The sequence below is a fragment of the Streptomyces sp. NBC_01463 genome, from assembly GCA_036227345.1.
Classification (GTDB): Bacteria; Actinomycetota; Actinomycetes; order Streptomycetales; family Streptomycetaceae; genus Streptomyces.
In genome coordinates this window covers 7,651,864-7,665,783 of record CP109468.1, presented here as the reverse complement: position 1 = coordinate 7,665,783, position 13,920 = coordinate 7,651,864, and the positions used below count along the sequence as shown (strand labels likewise).

The window sequence follows — 13,920 nt, the reverse complement described above, 5'->3', positions numbered from 1 at the left end:
CGGCCTTGTCGGTGGGGCTAGAGGAGTCCGATCTCCTGGTCCAGCACGTCGAAGAGTTCGTCGTCCGTGACCGAGTCGAGTGCGTCGTCCTCGTCTCGGGTACGGCCGTCGGCGTCGCCGTGGGTGTCCTGCCAGCGGCGCAGAAGCGCCTCCAGCCGGGAGGTGATGCGCGGGCGGGCCCCGGCGTCGGGCTGTGCGGCGGTGAGGCTCGCGTCGAGCTGGTCGAGCATGGCCCACAGTGCTTCGGAGGCGTCCTGTTCCCCGGATCCGTCGTCGATCAGTCCGGTGAGGTGCGCCGCGACGGCGCGGGAGTCCGGGTGGTCGAAGACGAGGCTGGCGGGCAGGCTGAGGCCGGTGGCGCCGGCGAGCCGGCGGCGGAGTTCGACGGCGGCCAGTGAGTCGAAGCCGAGGTCCTGGAAGGCCCGGTCGGCGCCGACCGCCTCGGGTGTGGGGTGGCCGAGCAGGGTGGCGACGTGTGAGCGGACGAGTTCCAGCAGCATGCGGCCGCGCTCCTCCTCGCTCCGGCCGGCGAGGCGGCTGCGCAGTTCGGCGGCGGCGGAGAGACCCGTGCCCGGACGGGTCCCGGCGCGGCCGGGCGTGCGGACCAGTGTGCCGAGTACAGGGGGCAGGCTGCCCGCGAGGGTGCGCAGGGCGCCCTGGTCCGGATGGAGGGCGAACAGTGCGGCGGCCCGGGTGCGCAGCGCCTCGTCGAGGAGTGCCGTGGTCCGCTCGGCGGTCAGCGGCAGCAGCCCGGCACCGGCGTTGGTGTCCTCCGGGGTGAGGGCGAGCGCCGTGGCGGGGAGGCCGAGGGCGTGCCGGTGCCGGGCGAGGGCGTCCAGGAAGGTGTGCGCGGCGGCGTGGTGGGCCTGTTCGGCGCCATGGACGAGACCGTGGGCCGAGGTGAGGAGGACGAAGGCCGACAGGCCGAGACCGGTCGTCAGGTCATGCAGGTTCCATGCGGCGTCGGCATGCCGGCGCAGCGCCTCGTCGAGGAGCTGCGGGGTCCGTTCGCCGATCGGCGCGCTTTCCCCGGCGGGAACCGTGTGGACGACGGCGGTGAGCGGGATGTCGCCGGGGAGGCCGGACAGGAGAGCGGCGAGCGCTTCCCGGTCGGCGGGGTCGCAGTCGCTGACGGTCAGTGCGGCATCGGTGCCTGCGGTGAGCGCGTCCGTCTCCCCGGGTGCGGTACCGCCGGCGACGAGGACGTGGCCGGCGCCGAGTTCGGTGACGAGGCGTCGGACCAGTGCGGCGGCCGTCGTGGAGGGTCCGCCGGTGACGAGTACCGTGCCGCCGGACGCGGGGGCGGGCGCGCCGCCGTCCGGTTCCGCGAGGACGAGTTCCGGTACGAGTACGGTGCCGCCTCGGACGGCGAGTTCGTCGGCGCCGGTGGCGAGGGCGTCCGGCAGCGCGGTCGCCGAGGATTCCAGACCGTCCACGTCGGCGAGGACGAACCGTCCGGGGTGTTCGCTCTGCGCGGCCCGGACGAGGCCCCATATGGCCGCGTGCCGGACGTCCGGCGCCTCGTCCCCCGCCGCGACGGCGTGCCGGGTGACGACGGCCAGCCTGGTCGTGCCCCGGTCCGGCGCGTGGCGGAGGAACTCCCTGATGTGTGAGAGGACGTCGGCGGTGTGCGTGCGGACGGCGTCCGGCTCGTCGCCGGCCGGAGCGGCCAGGGGCAGCAGGACGAAGTCGGGGGCGTCCCCGTCGAGCGGGTGGCGCGGGTCGAAGGTCTGGAAGGGCAGGCCGGTGCGCGGGTCGTCGAAGGGGCCGGCGGCGGCGAGGACGGCGGTCCTGGTGCCGAGGTCGGCGATGTCGACGGGAGCGGGCGCCCACTTCAGCCGGTACAGCGCGCCCAGGGGGGAGCCGGTGGTCAGTTCGGCGGCGGTGACGGGCTTCCACGCGATGTCCTCGGCCGTCAGGACGGGCCGTCCCTCGGCGTCCGCGATGTGGAACGACGCGCGGTCCTGGCCGGTCGGGCGGACCCGTATCCGCACTTCGGTGGCGCCGGGACGGTGCACCTGTACGCCCGTCCAGGCCGCGGGGCTCAGCGGCGCGCTGCCACCCGGCTCCTCGCCTGCGGGCAGGGCCCCGAAACGGGCCAGCTGGACGGCGGCATCGAGCAGGGCCGGGTGCAGCGCGCACTGCTCCCGGGCCGTCTCCTCGCCGAGTACGGCGTCGGCGAAGAGCTCGTCCCCGCTGCGCCAGGCGGAGCCGATGGTACGGAAGGCCTGGCCGTGTCCGTGGCCGAGGGAGAACAGCCGGTCGTAGAGGGTGTTTGGGTCCACCGGGGTCGCGCCGGGCGGCGGCCAGGCGGCCGTGTCCGCGGCCGGCTCGGTGGCGGCCGGGGCGAGGACGCCCCGGGCGTGCCGGACCCAGGCCGCGTCGTCGTCCTCCGGCTGCGCGCCTTGTTTCCTGGAGTGGATGTCGACCGTACGGCGGCCGTCGTCCGCGGGCGCACCGACGGAGACGCGGAGTTCGGAGCCGGGGCCGGCCGCCGACGTCAGCTGGGCCGTCACCGTCAGCTCGTCAAGCCGCGGGCAGCCCGTTCCTGTTCCCGCGCTGAGGGCGAGGTCGGCGAAGGCGGCGGCGGGCAGGACGGGGGTCCCGAGCAGATCGTGGTCGTCGAGCCAGGGAAGTTCGACAGGGTTCAGCCGGCCGGTCAGGAGGGCGCCGCCGTCGGGCAGCGCCACGACCGCGCCGAGCAGCGGGTGTTCGGTGGTGCCGAGGCCGGCGGCGGTGAGGTCGGCCCCGGCCCGCTCGGGCAGCGCCCAGAACGGTTCGCGGCGGAACGCGTACGTCGGGAGGTCGACGCGGTCGGCCCCGCTCCCGGCGAAGAACTCCGCCCAGTCGACCGGGATATGGCGTACGTGGGCGAGCGCGAGGGCTCCGACGAGTTCCGCGGCCTCGTCGCGGTCGCGGCGCGACAGCGGCAGGAACGCGGCCGTGCTCGTGTCGGGCAGGCAGGCGGGGCCGAGGGCGGACAGTGCCGCGTCGGGGCCGATCTCCAGGTAGGTGGTGACACCCGCTTCGTCCAGGGTGCGTACGGCGTCGGCGAACCGCACGGTCTCCCGCACGTGCCTGACCCAGTGCCCGGGGTCGGCGAGGTCGGCGGCCGTCACGGCGCGTCCGGTCAGGGTGGACACGAGCGGGATGGACGGCTCGGTGACCGTCATCCCGGCGGCGGCGCGCGCGAAGTCGGCCAGCATGGGTTCCATCAGCGGCGAGTGGAAGGCGTGGGACACCCGCAGCGGCTTGGCCGTGCGGCCCAGCGCCGCGAAGTGGTCCGTCACGGCTCGTACGGCGGTGGCGGTGCCGGAGACGACGACGGATCCGGGGCCGTTGACGGCGGCGACGGCGACGTCGGCGGTGAGGAGCGGTGCCACCTCTTCCTCGCTCGCCCGGAGGGCGGCCATGGCGCCGCCCTCCGGCAGCGCCTGCATCAGCAGGCCGCGGGCGGCGACCAGGCGGGCAGCGTCCGGCAGCGACAGGGCCCCGCTGACGTGTGCGGCGACCAGCTCGCCGATCGAGTGACCGGCGAGGAAGTCGGGGCGGACGCCCCAGGACTCCAGCAGCCTGAACTGGGCTACCTCGAAGGCGAACAGCGCCGCCTGGGTGTACCCGGTGCGGTTCAGGGCGGCCTCGTCCTCGCGCACGACGTCGGCGAGCGGCCGGTCGAGATGGGCGTCGAGCGCGGCGACGGCCTGATCGAAGGCCCGCGCGAAGACGGGATGGGTGCGGTGCAGCCGCCCGCCCATGCCGAGGCGCTGCGAGCCCTGGCCGGAGAAGAGGAACGCGGTCGGTCCGCCGCCGGTGCGTCCGGAGTCGGGGTCCTGCACGGTCACGACCGAGGCGGTGGTACCGCCGTCCGCGAGCACGGCCAGGTCGTGCATGGCCCGGGCCCGGTCGGTGACCAGGAGCGCGGCGCGGTGTTCCAGGGGGGTTCGGGTGGTCGCCAGGGAATGGGCGACGTCGAGTGCGCTCGCGGCGGGCCGGGACTCCAGGTGGGTCAGCAGCCGGGCGGCCTGCCGGGCCGTGCCCTCGGGGTCGCGGGCCGACAGGAGCCACGGCACCGGGACGGGGGTGGGGGTGGGGGTGTTCCGCTCGTTGGCGTCGCCGGTCTGCTCGGTGGTGTCGGGGGTGGCCTGCGGCACCACCGAGTCGGGGACGGCCTGCGCCTCCGCGGCATCGGGCGCCGGCGCCTCGATGATCACGTGGGCGTTGGTGCCGCTGATCCCGAACGACGAGACTCCGGCGCGGCGGGGACGGTCCAGCTCGGGCCACGGGCGCGCCTTGGCCAGCAGGACGACGTCACCCGTCTCCCAGTCGACCTGGGACGAGGGCTCGTCCAGGTGGAGGGAGGCCGGAAGGACGCCGTGCCGCATCGCCTCGACCATCTTGATCACCCCGGCGATGCCGGCGGCGGCCTGGGCATGCCCGATGTTCGACTTGATCGAGCCGAGGTAAAGCGGCTTTCCCTCGACGCGGTCCTGGCCGTAGGTCGCGAGCAGGGCCTGCGCCTCGATGGGGTCGCCCAGGGTGGTCCCGGTGCCATGGGCCTCGACGGTGTCCACGTCGGCGGCGCCGAGTCCCGCGTTCGCCAGCGCCTGGCGGATGACGCGCTGCTGGGACGGTCCGTTGGGAGCCATGAGCCCGTTGCTGGCACCGTCCTGGTTGACGGCGCTGCCGCGCAGCACGGCCAGGACCGGATGTCCGTTCCGACGGGCGTCGGAGAGCCGCTCGATCACGAGCATGCCCGCGCCCTCGGACCAGGCGGCGCCGTCGGCGGCCGAGGAGAACGATCGGCACCGGCCGTCGCGGGACAGCCCGCGCTGCCGGGCGAACTCGATGAACGTCTCGGGGGTCGACATGACGGTCACGCCGCCGACCAGGGCCAGCCCGCATTCGCCCGACCGCACGGCCTGGGCTGCCAGGTGCAGCGCGACCAGGGACGAGGAGCAGGCGGTGTCGACGGCCAGCGAGGGCCCTTCGAGACCGAAGGTGTACGAGACCCGGCCGGGGCCCAGTGATCCGGCGGCGCTGTTGCCCGCGTAGTCGTGGTACATCGCGCCGGTGAAGACACCGGTCGCGGTGCCCTTGAGCGAGAGCGGATCGATCGTCGCCCGCTCCATCGCCTCCCACGCGACCTCCAGCATCAGCCGGTGCTGCGGGTCGGTGGTCAGCGCGTCGTTCGGGCTGATCCCGAAGAAGCCGGGGTCGAAGTCGGCGGCGTCGTGCAGGAATCCGCCGTGGCGTACGTAGCAGGTGCCGGTGCGGGTGGACTCGGGGTCGTAGAGCCGCTCCAGGTCCCAGCCACGGTTGCGGGGGAACTCGGTGATGGCGTCGACCCCGTCGTCGACGAGCTGCCACAGGTCTTCGGGCGAGCGCACCCCGCCCGGGTAGCGGCAGGCCATGGACACGATGACGACGGGGTCGTCGTCGGCGGGCGTCGCGGCCGCGGAGGCGACGGCCGCGGTGCTGCCGCCGGCGAGGAGGGTGTCGAGGTGTCCGGCGACGGCGCGGGCGTTGGGGTGGTCGAAGACCAAGGTGGCGGGCAGCCTGAGTCCGGTCGCGGAGGCGAGCTGGTTGCGCAGCTCCATCGCGGTCAGGGAGTCGAACCCGATCTCTGTGAAGGCCCGGTCGGGCTCCACGTCGGCCGCGGACCCGTGGCCGAGCACGGAGGCCACCTGGGCCCGTACGAGGTCGAGCAGGGCGCGCAGCCGTTCCTTGGGCGCCAGGGCGGCCAGGCCGGAGCGGGACTGCCCGGCCGGAACGGAGGAGGTGGCGCGCGTCTTGCGGTGCACCAGGCCGGACATGATGGCTGACGGCGGCTCCGCCGCGCGCAGGGTCCTGAGGTCGAGGCGGACCGGCAGGAGCAGCGCGTCGTCCGACTGCCCGGCCTCGTCCATCAGCGCCAGTGCGTGGGCGGGCACGAGGGGTTCCACGCCGGAGCGGCTCATACGTCGCAGATCGGTGCCGTCCAGTCCGCTCGCCATGCCGTCGCCGTCGGCCCACAGCCCCCACGCGAGTGACTGCCCGGGCAGGCCCAGTGCCTTCCGTCGGACGGCGAGGGCGTCCAGGAAGGCGTTACCTGCGGCGTAGTTGGCCTGGCCCGGATTGCCGAGGACACCGGCGACGGACGAGAAGAGCACGAACGCGGAGAGGTCGAGGTGTGCGGTCAGTTCGTGCAGGTTCCACGCCGCGTCGATCTTCGGCCGCAGTACGCGGGAGAGTCGGCCGGCGGTGAGCGAGCCGAGGGTGGCGTCCTCCAGCACGCCCGCGCAGTGGACGACCGCTGTCGGCGCGTGCGCGTCCACCAGGGCGCGGGCCGCCTCGCGGTCGGCGAGGTCGCACGCGGCAACGGCTACTTCGGCTCCCAGGCCCGCCAGTTCGGCGCGCAGCTCGGCGGCTCCCGGTGCGTCGGCGCCGCGGCGACCGGTGAGGACCAGGCGCCGGACGCCGTGCACGGTGACGAGGTGACGGGCCACGAGCGCGCCGAGCGTGCCCGTACCGCCGGTGACCAGCACGGTCGCGTCGTCTCCGCCGAACGGTGAGCGGTCCGCCCTGTCCCGCGCCTGCGGGACCCGGGTCAGCCGGGGCGCCCACACCCCGCCTTCCCGGACCGCGGATTCAGGTTCGCCGCAGGCGACCACCGCGGCAACGCCCGCAGAAGACACGCTGTCGGTGCCTCCGTCGGTGTCCGTGAGCAGGATCCGCCCGGGATTCTCACTCTGCGCGGCCCGCACGAGACCGGCGACTGCTGCGGCCGCCGGATGTGTGAGCGTCTCATCCGGCAGAGCGACCGCTCCCCGGGTGACCACGAGCAGCCTGCCGGCCGCGAATCGTTCGTCCGTCAGCCACTCCTGTACGACTCCGAGTGCGCGGGCGGTCAGGTCGTGTGCCCCTGCCACCGGGTCGCCGACGGGCGGCGGGCATTCCCAGACGAGCACGGCATCCTCGGGCACCGGTCCGTCGTTCCGGTGGTCCCAGGGCACGGCGACGACCTCGGGTGCGGCAGCCGGCGTGAACGGCGCCCAGCGCACGGAGTAGAGGGATCCGCGCTGTGCCGTCCCGGCCGCGGCGTCGACGGAGACCGGGCGGGTGACGAGCGCACCCACGGAAAACACGGGACGTCCTTCGGTGTCCGCCCCGTCCACGGTGACGCTGTCGGCACCGGCCGATGCGATCCTCACCCGGAGACGGGCTGCGCCGGTGGCGTGGAGGCGAACGCCCTTCCACGCGAAAGGAAGACGTGCCGTCCCCTCGTCGCCGGGCGCCGCATCGGTCCCGTCGAGGAGTGAGGCGTGCAGCGCGGCGTCGAACAGAGCGGGGTGCAGGCCGTAGTGCCCGGCGTCCGGGGCCGCCGCCTCGGGCAGGGCCACCTCCGCGAAGATCTCGCCGTCGCGCCGCCAGACGGCGTCGAGTCCCTGGAACGCCGGTCCGTACGCGTACCCCTGTGTCGCCAACTTGCCGTACACATCGTCGAGTTCCACCGGTGACGCGCCCTGCGGAGGCCAGATCGCGGCATCGAAGGCAGGCGCCGGTACGTCGGGGACCAGCACACCGTCGGCGTGCAGGGTCCACGGCGCATCGTCCGCTCCGTCGTCCTCGTCCCTCGCGTGCACGGTGACGCTCCTGGCGCCGGTGCCGTCGTCGGCGCCCACCACGACCCGGACCTGGACGCCGCCACGGGGCGGCAGCACCAGGGGCGCCTGGAGGGTCAGCTCGTCGAGCACGTCGCATCCGACCTGCGCGCCGGCGCAGAGCGCCAGCTCCACCAGGCCCGTACCCGGGAACAGAACGGACGCGCCCATTCGGTGATCGGCGAGCCAGGGCTGCCTTTCGAGGGACAACCGCCCCGTGAGCACCGGTCCGTCTGTTCCGGGAAGAGTGACGGTGGCGCCGAGCAGCGGATGATCGGTGGTGCCCAGGCCGAGCGAACCGGGATCGTTGCCGCCGGTCTCCGCCTGCATCCAGTACCGCTCGCGCTGGAAGGCGTAGGTGGGCAGATCAACACGGCGGGCGCCCGTGCCCTCGAAGAGCCGGGCCCAGTCCACCGGCACACCACTCACATGCAACTGCCCCAGCGCGGTGACCGTCGAGGCCACCTCCGGACGGCCCTTACGCACCAACGGGACGAAGACCGTTGCCGCCAGCTCCGTGTCGACCGACTGCTGCGCCATCCCACACAGCACACCATCCGGACCCACCTCAACAAACGACGTCACACCACGCGACACCACAAACGACACCGCATCCGCGAACCGCACCGCCTCCCGCACATGCCGCACCCAGTACTCCGCCGAACCCCACGACTCAGAAAGATCACCGAACACACCCGACACCACAGGAATCGACGCAGCACCGAACGACAACCCGGACACCACCGCCCCAAACTCCGCCAACATCGGCTCCATCAAAGGCGAATGGAACGCATGCGACACCCGCAACGCACTCGTCCTGCGGCCCTCACCGGCGAACACCGCCACGAGCTCACGCACCGCAGCATCCGTCCCCGACACCACAACAGAACGCGGCCCATTCACCGCCGCAATCCCCACCTCAGCGTTCAGCAACGGAAGCACCTCCGCCTCCGACGCCTCCACCGCCACCATCGACCCACCAGCCGGCAACCCCTGCATCAACCGACCACGCGCCACCACCAACTCCGCCGCATCACCGAGCGACAGGGCGCCGGACACATGCGCGGCCGCGATCTCACCCACCGAATGACCCACCAGGAAGTCCGGACGAACCCCCCACGACTCCACCAACCGGAACAACGCCGTCTCCACCGCGAACAACCCGGCCTGAGCGAACATCGTCCCGTTCAGCAGACCCGCATCCTCACCCCACACCACCTCACGGAGTGAACGCCCCAGCCGGGCGTCCAGTTCGCCCACGACCTCATCGAACGCCGCCGCGAACACCGGATACGCCTCATACAACTCCCGCCCCATCCCCAACCGCTGCGCACCCTGACCCGTGAACAGGAACGCCGTGGCACCGGCCTGCCGGGCCGAGCCCCGCACCACCGAAGACGACAACCCACCCCCAGCCAGCGCCGTCAGACCCCGCACCAACTCCTCACGATCCGACGCCGCCACCACCGCACGATGCTCCAACACCCCACGCGACACCACCGACGAAAAACCCACATCCAACAACGAAGCGGAAGAAACACCCAACAGCTTCCCCGCCTGCGCCGACAACCCCGCCTCACTCCGCGCAGACAACACCACCGGAACCACCGGCAACTCAACAGTCACCGATACATCCAGCTCCTCCACCACCGGAGCCTGCTCCACAATCACATGCGCATTCGTCCCACTCAGACCGAACGACGACACCCCCACACGCCTGGGACGATCCCGCACCGGCCACGCCCGCGACTCCGTCAACAACTCCACCGCACCCGCCGACCAATCCACCTGCGGCGTCGGCACATCCACATGCAACGTCCTCGGCAACACACCATGCCGAATCGCCAGCACCGCCTTGATCACACCACCCACACCGGCCGCGGCCTGGGTGTGGCCCAGGTTCGACTTCAACGAACCCAGCCAGATCGGATCGCCCTCCGGACGACCCTGCCCATACGTCGCCAACAGCGCCTGCGCCTCGATCGGATCACCCAACCGGGTCCCCGTCCCATGCGCCTCCACCAGATCCACATCGGAGGAGGTCAGCCCCGCACCGTCCAGGGCCGCACGGATCACCCGCTGCTGCGACGGACCGTTCGGAGCCGTCATGCTGCTCGACGCGCCGTCCTGGTTGATGGCGCTTCCCCGGATCACGGCGACCACCGGATGCCCGTTCCGCTGGGCGTCCGAGAGACGTTCCAGCATGAGGACTCCGACGCCCTCCGAGCAGCCGGTGCCGTCGGCGTCGGCCGCGAAGGACTTGCAGCGGCCGTCCGCCGCCATGCCCCGCTGGTGGCTGAAGTAGAGGAACATGTCCGGCGTCGTCATCACCGTCACGCCGCCCACCAGCGCCATCGAGCACTCGTCGGACCGCAGCGCCTGGGCGCCCAGATGCAGGGCCACCAGTGACGACGAGCACGCGGTGTCCACCGTGACGGACGGCCCTTCGAGGCCGAGGGTGTAGGAGACGCGCCCCGAGACGAGGCTGCCGCCGGTCGTTGCCGAGGCCTCGGTGCCCAGAGCGTAGTCGTGGTACATCAGGCCGGCGAAGACGCCGGTGCGGCTGCCCTTCAGGGAGAGGGGATCGATCCCCGCACTCTCCACCGCCTCCCAGGACGCCTCCAGCAACAACCGCTGCTGCGGATCCATCCCCAACGCCTCACGCGGCGAGATCCCGAACACCCCGGCATCGAAATCAGCCGCGTCGTACAGGAAACCACCCTCACGCGTCACCGTACGATTCGGCTTCCCCGGCTCCGGATCGTAAAGCCCCTCGACATCCCACCCACGGTCCACCGGAAACGCCGACACACCGTCCCGGCCCTCCACCACCAGATCCCACAACTCATCCGGAGAACCCACCCCACCCGGATAACGACACGCCATACCCACGATCGCAATCGGCTCGCCGCTGGACTTGCGCTCCGCGGCGGCGAGTCTTTTGCGCATGTCGCGCAAGTCGGCTGTCGCCCGGCGCAGATACTCGAGAAGTTTTTCCTCGTTACTCACCGAGCATGCCCTCCTGTGTCATGACGTTCAGCGGACCGCGGACCCGAGCCAATGGCGGAATGAGCGGATGAAGAGAATGAAGTGTGGGGCCATTCGGAAAATTACGGTGCCGACGGACCTGTTGCCCACCCCTTAGTCGTGGCCGGGGTCCCCACAATCGGGCCCCTGCCCGGCCTCCGTCACCCCAGAGCCGGGGTGGGGTCGCCGGGCCGTCGGGGCGGGCGACTCGCTGTGGACCGGGGCCGGCAGACCGTCCTCACCTGCGAGAACAGGGGCAGCCACGGAGGATCTGCCCTGCATCCGCTTGTGGAGCGTCCTTCGCGCGACGCCTTCATAGGGGCGGGTAGGGGTACTCGTTCGGGCCCGCCGGGACTAGCGTCGGGGCCCGGTATCCCCTTTCCGACCGCGCTCGTGGGCGGTCGGTCTCCTCACATTTCCGGCCGGGCTCGCGGGCGGCCGGCTGCTTCGCAATTTCCGGCCGGCGTCGTGGCGGCCGACCGCTTCCCGTCTCCGTTCCGGTCCGTCCAGCGGTCCGGCGATCCCGGAGCGACCATTCAACCCCTTCGCGCCTGAAACCGGAGTCCTCATGTGGGATGAACAGTTCGACATTCTCCTTCGGAAGCAGCTTTCCTTCCTTCCTCCGGACGAGCCGATCACGGAGGACATGAGACTGCGCGACTACGGCCTCGATTCGCTGGGCATGATCGAACTTCTCGCGGGCCTCGAAGCCGCTTACGACGTGCGTTTCCGCGACGAGGCGCTCTCGCTGGAGATATTCGAGACCCCGGACGTCCTCTGGGACGCGCTGCAACGTCTGCGCTGAGGACCGCTGTCATGCATAGCGTCCCGGCCTTGCGACTGCACGAGGGCGACCGGGCCCGACTGGAGGCTCTGACCCGCATGTCGACGGCGCCCGCCGGGCTCGTCCGGCGGGCGCGGATCGTGCTGCTCGCCGCAGGAGGCATCTCGAACACGGAGGTCGCCGCCCAGTTGCGGGTCTCCCGGCCGACCGTCATCAAGTGGCGTTCCCGCTATGCGGATTCGGGTATCGCGGCGCTGGGCGATCTGCCCCGGCCGGGGCGTCCCGCGACGGTGGACGAGGTGGCGGTGCTCGTCGCCACGCTTGCCGACGGCGCCAGGCCCCCGGCCCGGCTGCGGGCTCCGTACTGGTCCTCGCGGCTGCTGGCCGACGAGTTGGGGATCGCCCACACCACCGTGTCGCGCGTGTGGCGCAAGTGGGGGGTACGGCCGCATCGCCCCGAGGCCTTCCAGCTGCCCGCCGTGCCACCCCTGCCGCCCGGTGTCCATCGAGGGGTCGTCGGTGTCTTTCGCACAGCGTCGTGGAACGCCGTGGTTCTGCGGGCGGACGAGCGGCCGGGGTGCCGGGCCGAGGAGCGGTTCCGGCCCCTGCTGGTCGACCGGGCCGGGCCCGCGGCCGACAGCGCCGCGGCACCGGCCGCCTTCCTGCACCTCCTGGACTCCGTCGCCCAGGCCCACCCCTACCCGAGGCTGCACGTACTCCTGAACGGGACAGGTGCGGTGCGGTCCAGGGGCGTACGCGAGTGGCTCGTCAGGAATCCCCGGGTCTCCCTGCACCACGCGCCGGCCAACCGCCCCTGGGCCGACCCCACCGAGGTCCTCCTGCGGCTCGCCGGGACCGGGCACCGCCCCACCTCACCCATCCATCGCCATCCGGGGAACACTCATGGACCAGACATCGGCCCACGCTCTCTATGACCGCTTCCTGCGCGGACTGGCACGGTCCCCGGAAGGGGTGGCCGTCCGGGCCGGCGAAGCCTCGTTGACGTACCGGGAGCTGCACGACCGGGCGCTGACCTGGGCGGGCTCGCTCCTGGCCGCGCTCCCGGAGCGCCCGGCCGCGGTGGGCGTGCTCGCGGGCAAGGGTCTCGACGCCTACACGTCCATCCTGGCCTGCCTGTTCACCGGGGTGCCGATGGTGCCGCTACAGCCTTCCTTCCCTGTTCTCCGTACGCTCCAGATGCTGGAGGCTGCGGGGGTGGAGGCGCTGATCGTGGACGCCGAGGCGGTCACGGCGCTGGAGAAGCTGCGCGCGGAAGGCGTCGCGCTTCCCGCCCTGCTGGACGGGGGTGCCGACGGGGCGGCCGGGGTGGTCTCCCCCGACTCGGCGGCACGCCTGGCGTGCCCGCACCCGGTCGCCTCCGACGACGTCGCCTACGTGCTGTTCACCTCCGGCTCCACGGGACGGCCCAAGGGCGTGCCGGTCACGCATGCCAACGGTGCCCATTACTTCGGCCTGCTCGACGCGCGGTACGACTTCGGGCCGCACGACGTGTTCTCCCAGAACTTCGATCTGAACTTCGACTGCGCGATGTTCGACCTGTTCTGCGCATGGGGTGCCGGTGCCACGCTGGTGGCCGTTCCCGCGGGTGCCTACCGGGACCTGCCCGGTTTCGTCGCCGAGCAGGGCATCACCGTCTGGTTCTCCACCCCCAGCGTGATCGGCCTGGTCCGGCGGACCGGCCGGCTGACGGTCGACGCCCTGCCCTCACTGCGCTGGAGCTTCTTCGCGGGCGAGGCGGTGACCTGTCAGGACGTGACGGACTGGCAGCACGCGGCGTCGGGTTCGGCCGTCGAGAACCTCTACGGCCCGACCGAGCTGACGATCACCATCACGCGGCATCGCTGGTCGCCCGGGACGTCGCCCGGTATCTCGGTCGCGGGTGTAGTCCCGATCGGGCCGGTTCACGCGGGCCACGCCTGGATGCTGATCGGCGAGGACGGCGAACGGGACCCGCTGGAAGGCGAGTTGTGCGTCGCGGGCCCGCAGCTGACGGCCGGGTATCTGGACCCGGCCGACGATGCGGGCCGGTTCCTCGACCGGGACGGGGTCCGTTACTACCGGACGGGCGACCGGATCCGTGTGGGTGAGAACGGACAGTTGCTCTACCTCGGCCGGCTGGATCAGCAGGTCCAGGTCCGTGGCGTGCGGATCGAACTGGCGGAGATCGACGAGGCGTTGCGCCGGTGCCCGGGGGTGGAGGATGCCATCGCGGTGCCGGTGCCCTCCGAGCAGGGCATCACGCTGGCCGCTTTCCACACCGGAGCGCGCGTCGCACCCGTCGCCCTGGCCCGCGAGCTGAGCAGCACCCTCCCCCGGGCCGTACTCCCCCAGCACTTCTTCCACCTCACGGAGTTCCCGCTCAACCCCAATCGGAAGATCGACCGACGGGCACTGCTGCACCGGGCGATGGAACTGCTCGGCCGTCCGCACTGAAGTCCCGGCGGCGCA

At 72.3% G+C, this 13,920-nt stretch carries 4 protein-coding genes; 3 read left to right on the top strand and 1 reads right to left on the bottom strand.

The annotated features are described in order from the left end of the window. Nucleotides 1-17: 17 nt before the first annotated feature. Complete coding sequence (locus OG521_33790; GenBank protein ID WUW25465.1) at nt 18-10,649, bottom strand: SDR family NAD(P)-dependent oxidoreductase; 10,632 nt, start codon at nt 10,647-10,649, stop codon at nt 18-20. A gap of 586 nt (nt 10,650-11,235) precedes the next feature. On the opposite strand from OG521_33790, the gene OG521_33785 reads away from it, so the two are divergent. From OG521_33785 to OG521_33775, 3 genes are read left to right on the top strand one after another with little or no spacing between them, the layout of a single operon-like run. Continuing rightward, nucleotides 11,236-11,472 (top strand): acyl carrier protein, encoded by a 237-nt coding sequence (locus OG521_33785; protein ID WUW25464.1) that lies wholly within the window; start codon nt 11,236-11,238, stop codon nt 11,470-11,472. 29 nt (nt 11,473-11,501) lie between these two features. Further along, nucleotides 11,502-12,386 carry a helix-turn-helix domain-containing protein gene (locus tag OG521_33780; protein ID WUW25463.1) on the top strand — a complete coding sequence of 295 codons (885 nt, stop codon included), beginning with the start codon at nt 11,502-11,504 and terminating at the stop codon, nt 12,384-12,386. After that, the gene (locus OG521_33775; protein WUW25462.1) at nt 12,355-13,905 is read left to right on the top strand and encodes an AMP-binding protein; all 1,551 of its coding nucleotides are present in this window, start codon (nt 12,355-12,357) and stop codon (nt 13,903-13,905) included. The genes OG521_33780 and OG521_33775 overlap by 32 nt, the downstream gene beginning before the upstream one ends. Nucleotides 13,906-13,920 lie beyond the last annotated feature (15 nt).